The organism is Sinorhizobium garamanticum, from assembly GCF_029892065.1.
GTDB classification, from domain to species: domain Bacteria; phylum Pseudomonadota; class Alphaproteobacteria; order Rhizobiales; family Rhizobiaceae; genus Sinorhizobium; species Sinorhizobium garamanticum.
Window position 1 is genome coordinate 38,911 of the sequence record NZ_CP120373.1, and the last position, 17,441, is coordinate 56,351.

Here is a 17,441-nt window from a genome sequence, read left to right on the forward strand (position 1 = left end):
CTGTCATGAACTTGCTGCTACAGCGGCAGGTGGACGTCGCAGGATAGGCGGCGGCTCTATCGTTCAATGAGGAGAACCGGCAATGGACAAGCATCTTGCCTCAACGGAAGAAACTGAATTCAAGACGCTGACGGAACGCAGGGAGGAACTGGAAGATATCGGCCAGAACTGTTCCACCAACCCGACCATGGGCGACATCATCAATCGCCGTTTCTCGCGCCGCTCCTTCATTGGCGGCTCCCTGGCCGTTGCCGCAATTTCGACGACGGTGAGCCCGCTCGCGCTATTGACGGCCGGTGAAGCGCGTGCCGAGGGCGCCTCGCGTTTCGACTTCGCCGAAGTCGAGGCGGGCGTCGATGAAAAACATCATGTCGCCGACGGCTATGATGCCGATATCCTCCTGCGCTGGGGCGACAAGGTTTTTGCCGACAGCCCGGACTTCGACCCGAAGAACCAGACGGCCGCGGCCCAGGAGAAGCTCTTCGGTTATAACAATGACTATGTCGGCTTCATCCCGCTCGAGGGCAGTCCGGATCATGGTCTGCTGGTCGTCAACCATGAGTACACCAACGCAGAGCTGATGTTCCCGGCCTTCGCTTCGATTGTGAAGGAGAAGGTGACCAAGGACGGCAAGGAAGTCGAAGAGGAAAAGGTTACACTTGGCGAATACACCAAGGACCTCGTCGACATCGAAATGGCCGCACACGGCGGCACGATCATCGAAATCCGCAAGGTGGACGGCAAGTGGCAGCCGGTGCTCGACGGCAAATACAACCGCCGCATCACGCTCAACACCGAAATGCAGCTTTCCGGGCCGGCCGCGGGCCATGACCGTGTGAAGACCCCGTCCGACCCGACCGGCAAAAAAGTCTTTGGCACGGTCAACAATTGCGCCGGCGGCGTCACCGCCTGGGGCACCTACATGATGGCCGAGGAGAACTTCAACGGCTATTTCGGCGGCGAACTTGCCGAGGACCATCCGGAGTTCAAGCAGTTGAAGCGTCTTGGAGCACCGGGCGGACAATACGAGTGGTCGAAATTCTACGATCGTTTCGACGTGTCGAAGGAGCCGACCGAGGCCAATCGCTTCGGCTGGATCGTCGAAGTGGATGCCCTCGACCCGACCTCGGTTCCGAAGAAGCGCACGGCGCTTGGCCGCTTCAAGCACGAAGGCTGCGAATCCATCGTCAACAAGGACGGGCGCGTCGTGCTCTATAGCGGCGACGACGAGCGCTATGACTATGTCTACAAATTCGTGACCAAGGGCACCTACAATCCGAACGACCGTTCCGCCAACATGGACCTCTTCGACGAAGGCACGCTCTATGTGGCGAAGTTCGATGAGGACGGCACGGTCACCTGGATGCCGCTCGTCCATGGCGAGGGACCGCTGACCGCCGAGAACGGTTTTGCTTCGCAGGCCGACGTTCTGATCAACACCCGGCTTGCTTCCGACGCGCTCGGCGCCACCAAGATGGACCGCCCTGAGGACATCCAGCCCAACCCGAAGACCGGCAAGGTCTACGTCATGCTGACCAACAACACCAAGCGCAAGGCGGAAGAAATCAACGCCGCCAACCCGCGCGCCAAGAATGCCTTCGGCCACATCATCGAAATCACCGAAACCGATGGCGACTTCGCCTCGCTCAGCAGCCGTTGGGACGTGCTTTTGAAATGCGGCGATCCGAGCGTGGCCGAAGTCGGTGCGTCGTTCTCGACGGCAACGACCAAGAACGGCTGGTTCGGCATGCCGGATAACTGCACGATCGACGCAGACGGCAGGCTCTGGGTTTCTACGGACGGCAACAGCGAAAAAGAAACCGGCCGCACCGACGGCGTCTGGGCGATCGACACCGAGGGCGGAGCACGCGGAACCTCCAAGCTGTTCTTCCGCGTTCCGGTCGGCGCCGAGATGTGCGGACCCTGCTTCAACCCGACATCCGACACGTTCTTCCTCGCCGTGCAGCACCCGGGCGACGCCGGCCTCGCCACCTACGAGACGCCGGCAACGCGCTGGCCCGATTTCAAGGACGACATGCCGGTGCGCCCGGCTGTGCTGGCCGTCACCAAGCAGGGCGGCGGCCGGATCGGCTGACCTCGCATGCAACGGACGCCGCGTCGCGGACGCGGCGTCCGGCTTCATCGTCCCTACTGCATGATTCCTCAAATCGGAATCGATTTGAGGACAAAATCATGCAGCGATTCAAAGTGCTACAGCGACCTTTGCGCGTCCGATCGGACGCGCGGCGCTGTAGTTGCCAGTAGGCTCGATCAGGCCGCAGACGGTGGAGAAGATTTCAGCGCCTTCAGCGCCGCGTGAACAAAGGCTTCACGCACGGAAGAGGCGTCTAGACCGCGCGGCTCATAAACATGGCGGTTGAGAAAATAAGCGGTCAGCCGGAACGCGGCCGCAAGGCTGTCGTGGTCGGCCGCCTGGTGTCCACCGGGAGACAGGAAATCCGGAAGGGCGAGCATGCGTTCGGCATAGCGCGCGCCCGCCTCCCGGCTGACGGCGCGACCGGACTTGGGCGAGACATAGACGAGATCCTTCCGTGCGCCGGTCGCCGCACATTCCGACAGATCAAGGCCGAAGCCGAGGTCGTTCAAGACGGCGAGTTCGAAGCGCACGAACAGCTCCCCGGCATCCGCCGGGTCCTGAAGATGGTCGACGATGACGGCAAGCGCCTCGTATAGATGCGGGTGAGGATCGCGCTCCGGCAGCAGCCGCAACAGCGCACCGAGGGCCTGGATGCCATAGACGGAGGTCGCCGCCTCCATCAGCCTTGCGGCGCGCAGTTGAAGCGGCTCCACCCGAAACTCGCCGAGATGCTCGTCCAGCCGCGCCCGCCAGGTCACCTCGACGGAGTTGCCGGGCTGCAGTACCAGCTGCATCGCGCGCGAACGGCCGGAGCGCACGAGGCCGAGATGGCGTCCGTGCGCGGCGGTCATGACTTCCGCTATGACAGAGCTTTCGCCATGCCGCCGGATGCCCAGTATGATGGCTTGGTCGCTCCACTGCATGGGACATGGCATACACCCGGGGCCGAAAGCGGATCAAGCACAGATGCTTGGCCCCGGACGAGCCAGCGAGAACTGCCTCTACGCCACTGTCACCTTTTCGCGACACCGGCCGTTGGCCACATTTCTGCCCTTCTTTTGCCTCTTCTCGGACGCTTTTGGCGCTCAAGCCGAGCATGTGGTTGGAATGCCTTCCGAGTCCAAGAATTTGCAGTCAGCAGGATCGATTATGTGTGTGTCCCGGAACAGCGCCGGTCGCTCCGCGCAGCTCTTCGCCCTTCTCCTCGTTTCGGCAGTTCTCGCGGGCTGCGCGACAAGCGGCCAAAATGCCAAGCCGAGAGGACCGGACCCCTATTACGTCGCAATGTACGGGCCGAAACCGGAGGAAAGGTTCCCGCTTGCCGCCACCGACATCAGCAAGGTCGAGCCTCGCTTTCTGCGCCAGCAGGTGGTCTATCCCACCTCGGAACCGCCCGGCACGATCGTTGTCGACACCCAGAATCGCTTCCTCTATCTCGTTCAGGATGGCGGCATGGCGTTGCGCTATGGAATCGGTGTCGGCAAGGCGGGGCTGGAATTCCAGGGCGAGGCGCGTGTCGGACGCAAGGTCGAGTGGCCGCGCTGGACGCCTACGTCGGACATGGTCGCACGCGAACCGGAACGCTACGGACCGCTCGCCGGCGGCATGGAGCCGGGAATCCGCAACCCGCTTGGCCCGCGCGCTCTCTATCTTTACCAGGGCAACCGCGACACGCTGTTTCGCATCCACGGCACCACGGAGGCGTGGTCGATCGGCAAGGCAGTTTCAAGCGGCTGCATACGGCTTTTCAATCCGGACATCATCGATCTTTACAGCCGCGTGCCGACAGATACGCGCGTTGTCGTGCTGCAATCCGAGCCGCCTATGGACGGACCGCTCGGAGTGCCAGTGTCGGCTGCCACCAATGCGGGGCAGCCGCTTCCCATGTAACGGCTGGCCACTTGACGCGCATTTGACGCCCAGGGCCTACCAGGCATCCGGCTCCCGCACCAGGTGCACGATGTTCGCAGGGTTCATGATCCAGCCCCCGCGAAAGCCTTCACCCAGTTCCTCGACCGCGTCGCAACGCACGGCTCCCTTCGCCGCGAGATGGTCGAGCGCCTTCTCGTGGTCGTTGGTGAAAAGCTCCAGCCAGATTTCCGCTTGGCTGTAGTTCGGCGCCTCATCTATCCAGAGGCGGTTTGGGCCGAGAATGAACCCCTTCGCGGGCGTCTTCTCATCGAAAGGCGGAAGCCCGACGACGTCGCGGTAGAAGGCGATCACAGCCTCGTATTGATGGCTCGGAACCTTCATGGCGATGTTGAACCCGCCCTTGATCTCTGTCGACATCGCACGCCCTCCTACGCCTGCGGCTCGAGTGCCGGGTTGCCCGAGAGTTCGCTGACGTAATAACCCTCGCGCAAGTTGATGCCGTATTCGAGCCAAGCCTTCATGCAGGCGAGCATCTGCGACCAGCCTTCGCAGTTCATGTAGGAGCTTTTCTGCCCCTGCTCGTTTTCCCGCCAACCGGTTTCGGCAATCGTGACCATCGTTGCGCCGTCATCGAGAGACTTGAAGCGCATCTCCACCTTTGTCCGATAGGGCGCTTCGCCCTCGGCCACCTTGGCGTCCCAACGGAATACGATCCTCTCATTCGGCTCGACGGTTTCCACCTCCACCGGCACCTCGCCCCACCAGGTCACGGTCGTGCCGGCGACCAGTGGTGCGCTGACACCGCCTAGCGTCACGAAATAGCGGCTGAGTTGATCCGGATTGACGACGGCGTCGAACACCTCATCGACAGGACGGGCGATGCGACCATTCACACGAAACTCCAAGGTCATGTCTTCCTCCTTGCCATTGTGTGACACGATAATATGTTATAAAAATATAACATGTCAACCGATTCGAAAGACGACGCCGTTTTCAAGGCACTGGCCAATGGCTTGCGCCGGCAGATGCTGGACGCCCTGAAAGCCGCGCCCCAGACGACCGGCATGCTTTGCGAACAATTCTCCCAGCTCGACCGCTGCACCGTGATGCAGCACCTGAAGGTCCTGGAGGATGCAAGTCTGATCCTCGTCCACCGCGAGGGACGCGAGCGATGGAACCATTTGAACGCGTTACCAATCCAAGCCATTCACGATCGCTGGATCAGCCAGTATGCGGACCACGCCATGTCTGTCCTGACGGCCTTGCATCGCGGGCTCGAAAGCCCGCCCGAGTGACGGATTCGGCTTTCCATCGCTCTGCTTTCTTCGTATGAACGGTCCGACTATGCAACTTGGGGATACCGTCGTGCGCTACCTCATTACCGGCACAGCAGGCTTCATCGGTTTTCACGTCGCAAAACGGCTGATCGACGAGGGCCACTTCGTGGTCGGCTTCGATGGCATGACGCCCTATTACGATGTGACGCTCAAGGAGCGTCGCCACGGGATCCTGAAGCGCTCCAATGGCTTCAAGGCGGTGACAGCGATGCTTGAAGACCGGGCCGCGCTCGACCACGCCGCAGAGCTTGCCGAGCCCGAGGTCATCATTCATCTCGCCGCGCAGGCCGGCGTACGCTACAGCCTCGAAAATCCCAAGGCCTATGTCGACTCGAACCTCGTCGGCACCTGGAACATACTGGAACTTGCGCGCGCGATTGGCCCCAAACATCTGATGCTCGCCTCAACGTCGTCGATCTACGGCGCCAACGAGAAGATCCCCTTTTCTGAGATGGACCGGGCCGACGAGCCGCTGACGCTCTATGCGGCAACGAAGAAATCGATGGAATTGATGGCGCATAGCTACGCCCATCTCTACACGGTGCCGACGACGGCGTTCCGCTTCTTCACGGTCTACGGTCCGTGGGGACGCCCGGACATGGCGCTGTTCAAGTTCGTGGACGCGATTTACAACGATCGGCCGATCGACGTCTACGGTCAGGGCCGGATGAGCCGGGATTTCACCTATATCGATGACCTCGTCGAAGGTATCCTCAGGCTTTCGCATGTCGCGCCGGCAGAGGAAAATCGCGTCCCGACGGCAAAGGCGAAGGACACGCTCTCCCATCAGGCGCCGTTTCGCGTCGTCAATATCGGCGGCGGCCAGCCCGTCGAATTGATGACCTTCGTCGAAACGATCGAAAAAGCAGTCGGTCGGCCCGCCATCCGCAACATGCTTCCGATGCAACAGGGTGACGTTCCACGCACCTACGCTTCGCCGGATCTGCTCGAAGCGCTGACTGATTTCAAGCCGTCGATTTCGGTCGAGGAAGGCGTTGCCCGCTTTGCTGAATGGTATGAGCAATATTATCGTAAGACCGGCCGGATCGCATGACCGTGTTGTCAGCCAACAGGGTTCGGTAAAACCTCAGATCCGGCTCAAAATGGTCGCAAATAGGTCTATTTAGCCTTTAATACATGGGCTTATCTAACCGACATCCTCAAGAAAAACCCATCAAACAAAGGAAAAACCGATGAAAATCACGATGATCGGCGCCGGCTACGTCGGCCTTGTTTCGGGAGTCTGCTTTGCGGATTTTGGTCACGACGTCGTCTGCCTCGACAAGGATGAGGGCAAGATCGAGGCGCTCAAGCAGGGGCAAATCCCGATCTTCGAGCCGGGCCTGGACCATCTTGTCGCCAGCAATGTCGCGTCGGGACGCCTGAGCTTTACGACCGACCTCAAGTCGGCCGTCGCAGAAAGCGATGTGATCTTCATCGCCGTCGGCACGCCGTCGCGGCGCGGCGACGGGCATGCCGATCTCTCCTACGTCTATGCCGCCGCCCGGGAGCTCGCGACCAATCTCACCGGCTTCACCGTCGTCGTGACGAAGTCGACGGTTCCCGTCGGAACGGGCGATGAGGTCGAGCGCATTATCCGTGAAACCAATCCGGAAGCCGATTTCGCCGTGGTCTCCAATCCGGAGTTCCTGCGCGAGGGTGCAGCCATCGAGGACTTCAAGCGGCCGGATCGCATTGTGCTCGGCCTTAACGGCAATGACCAGCGGGCACGCGACGTGATGACCGAGGTCTATCGCCCGCTCTACCTCAACCAGGCGCCGCTTGTCTTTACCACTCGTCGTACCTCCGAACTGATCAAATATGCCGGTAACGCCTTCCTGGCCATGAAGATCACCTTCATCAACGAAATGGCCGATCTGTGCGAAAAAGTCGGCGCCGATGTCCAGGATGTCGCCCGCGGCATTGGCCTCGACGGCCGCATCGGCTCGAAGTTCCTCCATGCCGGGCCGGGTTATGGCGGCTCCTGCTTCCCCAAGGATACGCTGGCACTGGTCAAGACCGCCCAGGATCACGACAGCCCGGTTCGCCTCGTCGAGACGACCGTTGCGATCAACGACAACCGCAAGCGCGCGATGGGCCGCAAGGTGGTTGCCGCCGCAGGTGGTGATGTGCGCGGGCGCAAGGTCGCCGTCCTCGGCCTCACTTTCAAGCCGAACACGGACGATATGCGCGACAGCCCCGCGATCGCGATCGTACAGACGCTGCAGGATGTCGGCGCCAAGGTTGTCGGCTACGATCCGGAGGGGATCGAGAATGCCCGCAAGGTGATCGACGGCATGGACTATGCGACCGACCCCTACGATGCAGCGACCGACGCCGACGCACTGGTCATCGTCACCGAGTGGAACGAATTCCGGGCGCTCGATTTCGCGCGGCTCAAGACCGTGATGAAGACGCCGTTGCTTGTCGACTTGCGCAACATCTACCGCAAGGACGAAGTGACGCGGCACGGTTTCAGCTATGCCAGCATCGGCCGGCCGGATTGACCGATAGGGTGCGTTCCGGAAAACTGGGATAGAGAAGTCTTCACGTGACGGCGGGTTTATCGCGCCGTCACGTGACAGTGCAGCTGCGAGGAGCCGTCAGGCGGGACCCTCGTCCTCACGCCTTCGGACCTACCTGCGGCATCGGGTCCCAGCTCTTTCCTGCGAGAATGACGCAGCTTCGGCCCGAGACATCCGTCACGATCAGGGTCCAACTGCCGTTGTCGGCGGCAAAAACTTCCATGACAGCCTGCGGGTTGATCAATCCGATCGCCGCGGGCTTCTCGTCGTATTTCTGCGCTAGAAACTCGATCACCTGGGATCGCTCGGCACAATTCGCGATCGCCTGCGAGTCCGCCGGATAGGGATGTGCCATCACCGCTACAGCCAATATGATGGCTCTCGTGAGGCCGCGGATCACATTGCCTACCATGAGGCACCTCCTTTCGCCGGGGGCTCCCGGCGGAAGAGGATTTCCGCTGACCTGTTCCGCCGTGGACCGGCATTCTATGGTCGACACCTGCTCGCGACCCGAGACCGGTGTCGCCACGAGAGGAGTATGGCGGAGAGCAGGGTATATTTCAATTCACTAATATATAAATCGTTCACCTGAAAGCCGCCATGCCAACAGTCGATGTTGGAGAAACGATCGTTGGCACTGGCCGTTCCACGTTCCCGATCACTTTTCTTTCATTGCCGCCATCAATGCGGCGCCAAGCGCGCCCTGAGCGGGCGGTTGCGATCGCGGCTGACGCTCGGCTGCGTTGCGGGCGCCGCCACCATTCGATGCCGATCCCCTCGCCTCTCGGCCCCTGTCTGCGCCGCCGTCCTTGCGCATCGAAAGCCCGATACGCTTGCGGGCAACGTCGACTTCGGTGACACGCACCTGCACGACGTCGCCCGCCTTCACGACCTCATGCGGATCCTTGATGAAGCGGTCGGCCAGTTGCGACACATGGACAAGGCCATCCTGATGTACGCCGATGTCGACGAATGCACCGAAGGCGGCGACATTCGTGACGGTACCCTCGAGTTGCATCCCGACTTTCAGATCCTTGATGTCATCGACGCCCTCGGCAAAGGTCGCCGTCTTGAAGCTCGGGCGCGGATCGCGACCCGGTTTTTCCAGCTCCGCGAGAATATCCTTGACCGTCGGCAGGCCGAAACGCTCGTCGACAAAGGCACGCGGATCGAGTTTCTTCAGAGCAGCGCTGTCGCCCATCAGCGACCGGACGTCGCGACCGCAAGCGGCGACGATCTTTTTCGCGACCCCGTAGGCCTCCGGGTGCACCGAGGACGCATCGAGCGGCTCCGTTCCGTTCGGTATCCGCAGAAAGCCGGCACATTGCTCAAAGGTGCGGGCACCAAGACGCGGTACCTTCAAAAGTTGCTGACGACTGGAAAAGGGCCCGGTCGCGTCACGGTGCGCGACGATCGCTTCCGCAGAGGATTTGCCGAGACCAGATACGCGCGCCAGCAGCGATGCCGAAGCGGTGTTGAGATCGACGCCGACGGCGTTCACCGCATCTTCGACGACCGCGTCGAGCGAGCGGCTGAGCTTCGACTGGTCGACATCGTGCTGGTATTGACCGACGCCGATCGATTTCGGCTCGATCTTGACGAGCTCGGCGAGCGGATCCTGCAATCTCCGGGCGATCGAAACGGCACCGCGTAGCGAGACGTCGAGCGTGGGAAATTCGGCTGCCGCGGTCTCGGACGCGGAATATACCGATGCCCCAGCCTCGGAGACGATGACCTTTGTGGGTTTCGGCGCCGGGAGCTGCTGAAGCATGTCGGCCACAAGCTTCTCGGTCTCACGGCTGCCGGTGCCGTTGCCGATGGCAACCAGTTCGACCTTGTGCTTGCGGATGAGCGACGCGAGCTCCGCCTGCGTGCCGCGAATGTCGTTCTTCGGCGGAAACGGATAAACCGTTGTCGTGTCGAGCAACTTGCCGGTGCCGTCGACAACCGCGACCTTGACCCCGGTGCGGATGCCCGGATCAAGGCCCATCGTCGCGCGCGAGCCGGCAGGCGCGGCAAGCAGCAGATCCTTGAGATTGCGCGCGAAGACGCGGATTGCCTCTTCTTCCGCCCGTTCCCGTAACTCACGCATCAGGTCCAGCGAGAGCGACATGGAAAGCTTGACGCGCCAGGTCCAGCCGATCACGTCCGCGAGCCACTTGTCGCCGGGCAGGTGCGCGCCGACATTGTAGGCGGCCGCGATCATGCGCTCGACCGGTTTCATCGGCGACACGTCGTCCTGGTCAATGACGATATCGACGGAGAGGATCTCCTCGTTCCAGCCGCGCAACATCGCAAGCGCCCGATGGCCGGGTGCCGTCGCCCAGCGTTCGGAATGGTCGAAATAGTCCGAGAATTTCGCACCCGCTTCCTGTTTGCCGTCGACCACTCTGGCGCGCAGGTAGGCCGCATCCTTCATGTAATTGCGCAGACGCCCCAAAAGGTCGGCATTTTCAGTCATGCCTTCGGCAATGATGTCGCGTGCGCCGTCGAGCGCCGCCTTGATGTCCGTTACGTCGGCCGACAGGAACGCGCCAGCGCGGTCAGACGCTGCGACCGACCGATCGGCAAGAATCGCCTCCGCCAGTGGTCCAAGGCCCCGCTCCCGGGCAATTTCGGCCTTGGTTCTCCGCTTCGGCTTATAGGGCAAATAGATGTCTTCAAGCTCCGCCTTTGTGACGGCAGCCGCAATCTTGGCTTCGAGCTCGCCGGTGAGCTTGTCCTGGCCGCGGATCGATTCGAGGATCGAGTTCCGACGCGCCGCGAGTTCACGCAGATAAGTGAGCCGTTCCGAAAGCACGCGCAACTGCGTATCGTCGAGGCCGCCGGTGACCTCCTTGCGATAGCGGGCAATGAAAGGCACCGTTGCTCCCCCGTCGAGCAGGTCGACGGCAGCGGCAACCTGGGCGGCGCTTGCCTTGATCTCGCTGGCGATGATGGCGGCAATGGGCTTCGCGGTCATTCTGCGTTCCGTATTCTGTTTCCGTGCGGACCATACTGGCGCAGACCATCAAGGCCAAGTGAAGGCCGATGCTATCGCGGCCGAACTCCACAGAAGATGGCAGAGGATGCCTGCCGCTTCACTCAGCGGAAGCGCCGGGCTTTCCCCCTTCTCCAGCCTGGAGGAGAAGGGGCAGCAGGATCAGGGGTGGTTCCTATGCCGGCTCTAGACCGCAACCAGTTCCAATCGCCGACGCGTTCTCTCGAATTCGAGCAGTTCGCGCTCCTTTTGAGCGATATAGTCCCGCGATACCGGCACCGATCCCAACGATGGCGAAAGCTGCAGCTGGAAGACGAAGTGCTTGTCGTAGAGAAAGGCGGTTTCCGAGGCCGCGAGATAGAATTCCCACATCCGGAAGAAGCGTTCGTCGTAGAGCCTGACCGCCTCCTCCCGTTTCGCCACGAAGCGCTCACGCCAGGCCCTTAGTGTCCAGGCATAGTGCATCGGCAGAATCTCGATATCCTTGACGAGCAGCCGAGTGCTCTCGACGGGCGGCAGCACTTCGGAGAGCGCCGGGATGTAGCCGCCGGGGAAGATGTATTTCTCGATCCACGGATTGGTGGCCCAGGGCTTGTAGATTTGGCCGATGGAGTGAAGCAGCATCACCCCTTCGGGCGTCAGCAGCTCTTTCATCTTACGGAAAAAGTTGCCGTAGTTGCCGATGCCCACGTGCTCGAACATGCCGACGGAAACGATGCGGTCGAACTGCCGCCCCTGCATCGTACGGTAGTCCTGCAGCTCGAAGCGCACGCGATCCGCGAGCCCGCGCCGCTCCGCTCGTTCGCGCGAGACCTTCAGTTGCTCCTCGCTGAGCGTGATGCCGGTGACTTCGACGTCGGACGCTTCGGCAAGATACATCGCCATGCCGCCCCAGCCGGAACCGACTTCGAGCACCTTCTGGCCGGGCTCGAGCAAGAGCTTCGCCGCGATGTGCCGCTTCTTGGCGCGCTGCGCCTCGTCGAGCGAAATTCCCGGCGGATGGAAATAGGCGCAGGAATATTGCCAATCCTCATCGAGGAAGAGATTGAAGAGCTTCCCGTCGAGATCATAGTGGTGCGCGACATTGTAGCGATTGCGGTTGACGGGGAGCCGGCTCTTCAGCTGCTGACGCAGCACATGCAGCAGCGCCACGATCGAATTTCGGAAGGTCGCAGCGTTTCCGAGATCGTTGCTCTTGACGATGGACAGCACGTCGAAAATATCGCCTTCCTCGACGAGGACGCGACCGTCCATGTACATTTCACCGAACTTGAGACCGGGGTCCCGTACGATGGCTTTTTCAGCCTCGGCATCGGCGATCCGTATGGTGGCGGGTTTGCCCCTGCCATCCCCGAGGACGACCTCTTCGCCCGATGAGAAAACAACCGTCAGTTTGCCCTTTTGGACAAGACGGCGGAGCATGTTCAATAATCCCGCATTCATATCCTACCTCAGCATCAGACCTACACGGACATAACGTTCTTCCGCATAGGAGATGCTCGGGCGGTTCGATCGGCTTTTGGAGGATTGCGCGCCGGCATGCACTTCAAGAGACGGCGCCGACGCATCCTGAAAAGCGAGAACCGACTTGGCAGCAGCCCCACGGCTTCCGGCTGGCAGGCACCGCAAGGTCGCCGCGCACCGGGAATTTCGTCAGGCTGGCCCACCGGGCTCCTATCCATCAGAACTTCCATTAACTTAGCGGCGTTCCACAGTTTATCAATGGGGCTCTCTGTGGCCCCTCAAAGATCTGCTTCCTTAGTAAATTCGAAGAAAGGCGAACTGTCCGCTGCGCGTATGTCACCCATCCGCTTTACCTGCCGAACACGCCGAGGCCGCGAAGACGATTGCGATCGTGCGGGCGGTCGAAATCAAGCACCGGTCCCGCCGGAACGATTCCGGTCGGATTGACATGGCGGATGCCGTAGTAGCCACGTTTGATGTGATCGATGCGCACAGACTCGCGGATGCCCGGCCATTGATAGATTTCGCGCATATAGTTCGACAGCGACGGGTAGTCCTCGATCCGGCGGATGTTGCACTTGAAGACGCCGTGATAGGCAACATCGAAACGGATCAAGGTGACGAAGAGCCGGATATCGGCCTCGGTGAGATAGGCGCCGGCGAGATATCGATTTGCAGCAAGATGCCGCTCGAGTTCGTCGAGCATGTCGAATAGGCTGAAAACCGCCTCGTCATAGGCTGCCTGCGTCTTGGCAAAACCGGCGCGATAGACGCCATTGTTGACGCGGGCATAGATCGGCTCGTTCCAACGATCGATCTCCGCATGGAGGGCGGCGGGATAGAAATCCAGCCGATTGCCGGTCAGATGGTCGAATGCCGAATTGAGGATGCGAATAATGTCGGCCGATTCGTTGTTGACGATGCGGCCTTCCTTCATGTCCCACAGCACCGGTACCGACACCTTGCCGGTATAGTGCGGATCGCTCGCCGTGTAGAGCTGATGATGGTATCGAATCTCCCCAACACGCACGCCGGCGTCGACAGGCTGGCCATAGGTCCAGCCATCTTCATCCAGAACGGGTTCGGCGACCGTCACGCCAACTATGGCTTCGAGGCCTTTGAGGTTGCGCATGGCGATCGTGCGTGAAGCCCAGGGACACGGGTAAGCGACGAACAGCCGGTACCGCCCTGTTTCCGCGGGCAGCGCCGGTTGCCCATCTGGGCCCGACCGTCCGTCGGGCGTGACCCAGCTGTGGAACCGGGTCGGTTCACGATGGAAGGCACCGTCCTTCATCTCGCTCGCGGCGACGTCACCCTTGACCCATTTTCCATCGACGAGCTGCGGCATTTGAGTCCTCCTGCAGGCGTTGCCTAAACCGGCACCGATGGCTTAGGTTCCACAGGGTTGATTTCCGGTCAATTGCGCGCGGAGGTGACAGATCGTTCGCAATCCGTGCCTGCGTTCGCATCATCCTCAGGCCCCATTGCCGGGTGAAGCGGCGTCAGAGGAGAAGTCACGATGAAGAAGCTCATCGTTGCGGTGTTTGCCATTGTTGCCGCCCTCTGGTTTCTAAATACATCCATGCTCGTGACGCCGCCGTCCGGCGCGGTGAAAATCCTTGCGCATCGCGGCATTCATCAGGTGTTCAAACCGGACGGCGTTGAAAACGATACATGCACGGCCGAGCGGATCGAGCCGCCACGCCACGCCTATCTCGAAAACACGATCGCCTCCATGCAAGCGGCTATGGACAGCGGCGCGGAGGTGGTGGAACTCGATGTTCACCTCACTCCCGATCGCGAGTTTGCTGTGTTTCACGACTGGACGCTCGACTGCCGCACGGATGGAACGGGCGTGACCGAGCAAACGCCGATGTCGAAACTGAAGACGCTCGACATCGGCTACGGCTACACCGCCGACGGCGGCAAGAGCTTTCCCTTCCGCGGCCGCGCGCAAGGCCAGATGCCGACCTTGACGGAAGTATTCAACGCCCTGCCCCAGGGCCGTTTCCTCATCAATTTCAAGAGCGAGCGGCGGGCGGAAGGCGCGACATTGGCGGTCCTGCTGCGCGCCCATCCCGAATGGCGGAAATCCGTCTTCGGCGTCTATGGCGGCAGCGCGCCGACGCAAGAAACCCTGCGGCTGGTTCCTGGCTTGCGCGGCTATGACAAGCAAACCACGCTTGCCTGCCTTGGCCGCTATGCCGCCTACGGATGGACCGGCATCGTACCGGAAGCCTGCCGCGATACACTTGTCGCCGTGCCGGCCAACTACGCGCCGTTCCTTTGGGGCTGGCCCGACCGCTTTGCCGCGCGCATGAGAGACGCCGGAAGTGAGGTCATCCTTCTCGGGCGCTATGGTGGCGGCGATTTTACCTCTGGCATCGACAGTGCCGACGACTTGACGCTCGTACCCAAGAATTTCGCCGGCTACGTCTGGACCAACCGGGCGGAGACGATTGCCCCGCTTCTCGGCAAACGGATGGCGGCCACGAACCACCAAGCCAACAACGAATAGCCGCAGCCTCCTGCACGTTCCTCAGATCGTACTCGATTTAAGGATAAAAACATGCAGCAATTCAAAGTATTACAGCGTTCTGATAAGAGGCGCGGCGCTGTAATCAGCGGTCATCGCGGGAATTCGAGCCCCATCTCGCGGAAGCGCTCCGGATCGTCGCCCCAGTTCTCGCGCACTTTTACGAACAGAAAAAGGTGCACGGGTTGCTCGAGGATTTCAGAGATTTCCTTGCGCGCGGCGGTCGAGATCGCCTTGATCGCCTCTCCTCCCTTGCCGAGCGCGATCTTCTTCTGGCTATCGCGCTCGACATAGATCACCTGCTCGATGCGCACGGAACCGTCCTTGCGCTCCTCCCATCTCTCCGTCTCGACGTGGGAGGCATAGGGGAGCTCCTGATGCAGCCGGAGGAACAGTTTCTCGCGGGTGATCTCGGCGGCAAGCTGGCGCATCGGAAGATCCGAAATCTGATCCTCCGGGTAGTACCAGGGGCCTTCCGGCAGCGCCTTCGCAAGATAATCCATGACATCGTCACAACCGGAGCCGGAAAGCGCCGAGATCATGAAAGTGCGTTCGAACTTGACCACTTCGTTTGCGGCAGCCGCAAGCTTGAGCAAATCTTCCGGGCGAACCTGATCGATCTTGTTGAGCAACAGGATCTTCGGCTGATGCACTTCCTTCAGGCCTTCGAGGATCGCCTCCGCGTCGCCCTTCAATCCGCGTTCGCTGTCGATCAGTAGCGTGATCACATCGGCATCCTTGGCACCACCCCAGGCGGTCGTCACCATGGCGCGGTCGAGCCTGCGCCGCGGCTTGAAGATGCCGGGCGTATCCATGAAGACAATCTGCGCGTTGTCATGGATCGCGATGCCGCGCACGATGGCGCGCGTCGTCTGCACCTTGTGACTGACGATCGATACCTTCGCACCGACGAGGCGGTTGACGAGCGTCGATTTACCGGCATTGGTGGCGCCGATCAGCGCCACGAAACCCGAGCGGGTCGGCGCGCCGGTGGCGGCCGTATCATGTTCAATATTCGTCATAGCTTCCGTCAATTTCCAGCAGATTTCTGCTGCCAAACCCCTTCACGCTCCAACAATCGTGTCGCGGCAACCTGTTCGGCGCCGCGTTTGGAGCGATCGGTTCCCGTCTCCGGTTGAAGGCCCGCAACCTCGACCGTCACTGTGAAGCGCGGGTCGTGATCGGGGCCAGAGCGATCATCCGTCCTGTATTTCGGCGCAACCCCGAATTTGGCGTGCGCCCATTCCTGCAATTCGGTCTTCGCATCGCGACGGGCTCCGTCGGCGCTGGCCGCCCGGTCCGTCCAGTGAAGCAGCACGAAGCGGCGCGCCGCCTCCAGACCGCCGTCGAGATAGATGGCGGCGATCAGCGACTCTACCACATCGGCGCGCACATTCATCATGTGCTTGCCGGTGATCTTTTTCACGTCCGAACCGGTGCGAATGAACTCGTGCAGCGACAGATCGTCGGCGACCTTCGCGCAGCTTTCGGCGCTGACCAGTTGGTTCAGTCGGACGGAAAGTTCACCCTCGTTCGCATCGCGAAAAGTCTGAAACAGCAGTTCGGCAACGCACAGGCCGAGGACCCGATCCCCCAGGAATTCGAGACGTTGGTAGTTGCTGCCCTTGGCGCTGCGGGCACTGGAATGCGTCAGCGCCCGGTCCAGACGTTCCTTCTCGGAGAACTGATAACCGATCACGGCCTCGAGCCTCGCCCGATCCTCCGCGCTCAGCGATCGCCCCTTCATCAGTCGACCACCTTGAACAGGCGGTCATAACGCAGGTTTGCCGGCCATTTCCAGACCTCGCGGAACGACGTGTCGTTGCCGAGCGAGAAGAAGATCAGGCTAGCCCGGCCCACCAGGTTCTCGGCCGGTACGAAGCCGACGTCGAAGCGGCTGTCGGCGGAATTGTCGCGGTTGTCGCCCATCATGAAATAGTGGCCGTCGGGGACGATGAACTCACGCGTGTTGTCGCCGCGCGAATCCGGAAACTGGTCGAGCGTGTCGTAGGAAACCCCGTCGTCCATCGTCTCACGGTAGACCGGCACATCGCCACCGGTGTCGTACTGGTCGTCGGCGCGGAATGCGCCGGCCGGAACGCGATCGACGGGCTTGTCGTTGACGTAGAGGATGCTGTTCCTCACCTGGATCCGGTCACCCGGGAGGCCGACGAGACGCTTGATGTAGTCGATGTCGGGATTCGGCGGAAAGCGGAAGACCACGATATCGCCGCGTTTTGGCTCGCTCGCGAAAATTCGCCCGTTAAAAAGGTCAGGCGAGAACGGCAGCGAGTACTTCGAATAGCCGTAGGCGAACTTGTTTACGAAAATGTAGTCGCCCACAAGCAGAGTCGGCATCATAGAACCCGACGGGATCGTAAAGGGCTGGAAGAAGACTGTTCGGATGACGACCGCCAAAAGCAGCGCCTGGATGATGACCTTGACATTCTCCCAGAGGCCGCTCTGCTTCGTTTCTGTCTTTTCTCGCACGCTGCTGTCTTCCTTTGTCATCCTGCTTCGGATGCCCGATACCTGCGCTTCAGGCTCCGTGCTGCGCGTCGCCACGCAATTCGATCGTATATGTTGCCGGAACTCTGCGCTTCAAGCGACCGCCGGTCCGTCTTTCAGC

16 protein-coding genes are annotated in these 17,441 nt (G+C 61.0%); 6 read left to right on the forward strand and 10 right to left on the reverse strand.

Annotated features, from left to right (window positions below):
• The first annotated feature begins 82 nt into the window (after positions 1-82).
• Positions 83-2,095 carry a PhoX family protein gene (locus PZN02_RS00185; protein ID WP_280659646.1) on the forward strand — a complete coding sequence of 671 codons (2,013 nt, stop codon included), beginning with the start codon at positions 83-85 and terminating at the stop codon, positions 2,093-2,095.
• A gap of 176 nt (positions 2,096-2,271) precedes the next feature.
• Here the strand turns inward: PZN02_RS00185 and recO are convergent, their stop codons facing one another.
• A complete protein-coding gene (recO, locus tag PZN02_RS00190) occupies positions 2,272-3,021 on the reverse strand; it encodes a DNA repair protein RecO (RefSeq protein ID WP_280659647.1) in 750 nt (249 codons plus the stop codon).
• 226 nt (positions 3,022-3,247) lie between these two features.
• On the opposite strand from recO, the gene PZN02_RS00195 reads away from it, so the two are divergent.
• Positions 3,248-3,988 carry a L,D-transpeptidase gene (locus PZN02_RS00195; protein ID WP_280659648.1) on the forward strand — a complete coding sequence of 247 codons (741 nt, stop codon included), beginning with the start codon at positions 3,248-3,250 and terminating at the stop codon, positions 3,986-3,988.
• A gap of 36 nt (positions 3,989-4,024) precedes the next feature.
• Here PZN02_RS00195 and PZN02_RS00200 read toward each other — a convergent pair whose 3' ends face one another.
• Positions 4,025-4,387, reverse strand: coding sequence for a hypothetical protein (locus PZN02_RS00200; RefSeq protein ID WP_280659649.1), 363 nt, complete (start codon positions 4,385-4,387; stop codon positions 4,025-4,027).
• A gap of 11 nt (positions 4,388-4,398) precedes the next feature.
• Entirely contained in the window at positions 4,399-4,881 is a 483-nt protein-coding gene (locus PZN02_RS00205) for an SRPBCC domain-containing protein (protein WP_225105094.1), read from the reverse strand.
• 51 nt (positions 4,882-4,932) lie between these two features.
• On the opposite strand from PZN02_RS00205, the gene PZN02_RS00210 reads away from it, so the two are divergent.
• The 3 genes from PZN02_RS00210 (at position 4,933) to rkpK (ending at position 7,814) form a co-directional block, all read left to right on the forward strand.
• Positions 4,933-5,265 carry an ArsR/SmtB family transcription factor gene (locus tag PZN02_RS00210; protein WP_280659650.1) on the forward strand — a complete coding sequence of 111 codons (333 nt, stop codon included), beginning with the start codon at positions 4,933-4,935 and terminating at the stop codon, positions 5,263-5,265.
• A gap of 70 nt (positions 5,266-5,335) precedes the next feature.
• Entirely contained in the window at positions 5,336-6,361 is a 1,026-nt protein-coding gene (locus tag PZN02_RS00215) for an NAD-dependent epimerase (RefSeq protein WP_280659651.1), read from the forward strand.
• A gap of 139 nt (positions 6,362-6,500) precedes the next feature.
• Positions 6,501-7,814, forward strand: a complete 1,314-nt coding sequence (gene rkpK, locus PZN02_RS00220) for a UDP-glucose 6-dehydrogenase (RefSeq protein WP_280659652.1) — start codon at positions 6,501-6,503, stop codon at positions 7,812-7,814.
• Positions 7,815-7,929: 115 nt separating this feature from the next.
• Here the strand turns inward: rkpK and PZN02_RS00225 are convergent, their stop codons facing one another.
• The 4 genes from PZN02_RS00225 to PZN02_RS00240 form a co-directional block, all read right to left on the reverse strand.
• Positions 7,930-8,244, reverse strand: a complete 315-nt coding sequence (locus PZN02_RS00225; RefSeq protein WP_280659653.1) for a hypothetical protein — start codon at positions 8,242-8,244, stop codon at positions 7,930-7,932.
• 246 nt (positions 8,245-8,490) lie between these two features.
• The gene (locus tag PZN02_RS00230) at positions 8,491-10,794 is read right to left on the reverse strand and encodes a Tex family protein (RefSeq protein ID WP_280659654.1); all 2,304 of its coding nucleotides are present in this window, start codon (positions 10,792-10,794) and stop codon (positions 8,491-8,493) included.
• Positions 10,795-10,998: 204 nt separating this feature from the next.
• Positions 10,999-12,255 carry a cyclopropane fatty acid synthase gene (locus PZN02_RS00235; protein ID WP_280659655.1) on the reverse strand — a complete coding sequence of 419 codons (1,257 nt, stop codon included), beginning with the start codon at positions 12,253-12,255 and terminating at the stop codon, positions 10,999-11,001.
• Between the two features lie 370 nt (positions 12,256-12,625).
• Positions 12,626-13,624, reverse strand: a complete 999-nt coding sequence (locus PZN02_RS00240) for a glutathione S-transferase family protein (protein WP_280659656.1) — start codon at positions 13,622-13,624, stop codon at positions 12,626-12,628.
• A gap of 171 nt (positions 13,625-13,795) precedes the next feature.
• On the opposite strand from PZN02_RS00240, the gene PZN02_RS00245 reads away from it, so the two are divergent.
• Complete coding sequence (locus PZN02_RS00245) at positions 13,796-14,794, forward strand: glycerophosphodiester phosphodiesterase family protein (protein WP_280659657.1); 999 nt, start codon at positions 13,796-13,798, stop codon at positions 14,792-14,794.
• Positions 14,795-14,904: 110 nt separating this feature from the next.
• Here PZN02_RS00245 and era read toward each other — a convergent pair whose 3' ends face one another.
• From era to lepB, 3 genes are read right to left on the reverse strand one after another with little or no spacing between them, the layout of a single operon-like run.
• Positions 14,905-15,834: a GTPase Era gene (gene era, locus PZN02_RS00250; RefSeq protein ID WP_280659658.1), complete on the reverse strand. Its 930-nt coding sequence runs from the start codon at positions 15,832-15,834 to the stop codon at positions 14,905-14,907.
• Positions 15,835-15,842: 8 nt separating this feature from the next.
• Positions 15,843-16,559 carry a ribonuclease III gene (rnc, locus tag PZN02_RS00255; RefSeq protein WP_280659659.1) on the reverse strand — a complete coding sequence of 239 codons (717 nt, stop codon included), beginning with the start codon at positions 16,557-16,559 and terminating at the stop codon, positions 15,843-15,845.
• The gene (lepB, locus tag PZN02_RS00260) at positions 16,559-17,302 is read right to left on the reverse strand and encodes a signal peptidase I (protein WP_280659660.1); all 744 of its coding nucleotides are present in this window, start codon (positions 17,300-17,302) and stop codon (positions 16,559-16,561) included. Before lepB ends, rnc begins: the two co-directional genes overlap by 1 nt.
• Positions 17,303-17,441: the final 139 nt, after the last annotated feature.

Excerpts from the sequence above, each read along its gene's own strand:
- PZN02_RS00235 (WP_280659655.1), bottom strand. The coding sequence starts at position 12,255 with ATGAATGCGGGATTATTGAACATGCTCCGCCGTCTTGTCCAAAAGGGC.
- rkpK (WP_280659652.1), top strand. The coding sequence starts at position 6,501 with ATGAAAATCACGATGATCGGCGCCGGCTACGTCGGCCTTGTTTCGGGA.
- PZN02_RS00200 (WP_280659649.1), bottom strand. The coding sequence starts at position 4,387 with ATGTCGACAGAGATCAAGGGCGGGTTCAACATCGCCATGAAGGTTCCG.
- recO (WP_280659647.1), bottom strand. The coding sequence starts at position 3,021 with ATGCAGTGGAGCGACCAAGCCATCATACTGGGCATCCGGCGGCATGGC.
- PZN02_RS00205 (WP_225105094.1), bottom strand. The coding sequence starts at position 4,881 with ATGACCTTGGAGTTTCGTGTGAATGGTCGCATCGCCCGTCCTGTCGAT.
- PZN02_RS00225 (WP_280659653.1), bottom strand. The coding sequence starts at position 8,244 with ATGGTAGGCAATGTGATCCGCGGCCTCACGAGAGCCATCATATTGGCT.
- PZN02_RS00230 (WP_280659654.1), bottom strand. The coding sequence starts at position 10,794 with ATGACCGCGAAGCCCATTGCCGCCATCATCGCCAGCGAGATCAAGGCA.
- rnc (WP_280659659.1), bottom strand. The coding sequence starts at position 16,559 with ATGAAGGGGCGATCGCTGAGCGCGGAGGATCGGGCGAGGCTCGAGGCC.
- PZN02_RS00185 (WP_280659646.1), top strand. The coding sequence starts at position 83 with ATGGACAAGCATCTTGCCTCAACGGAAGAAACTGAATTCAAGACGCTG.
- era (WP_280659658.1), bottom strand. The coding sequence starts at position 15,834 with ATGACGAATATTGAACATGATACGGCCGCCACCGGCGCGCCGACCCGC.
- PZN02_RS00245 (WP_280659657.1), top strand. The coding sequence starts at position 13,796 with ATGAAGAAGCTCATCGTTGCGGTGTTTGCCATTGTTGCCGCCCTCTGG.
- PZN02_RS00240 (WP_280659656.1), bottom strand. The coding sequence starts at position 13,624 with ATGCCGCAGCTCGTCGATGGAAAATGGGTCAAGGGTGACGTCGCCGCG.
- PZN02_RS00195 (WP_280659648.1), top strand. The coding sequence starts at position 3,248 with ATGTGTGTGTCCCGGAACAGCGCCGGTCGCTCCGCGCAGCTCTTCGCC.
- PZN02_RS00210 (WP_280659650.1), top strand. The coding sequence starts at position 4,933 with ATGTCAACCGATTCGAAAGACGACGCCGTTTTCAAGGCACTGGCCAAT.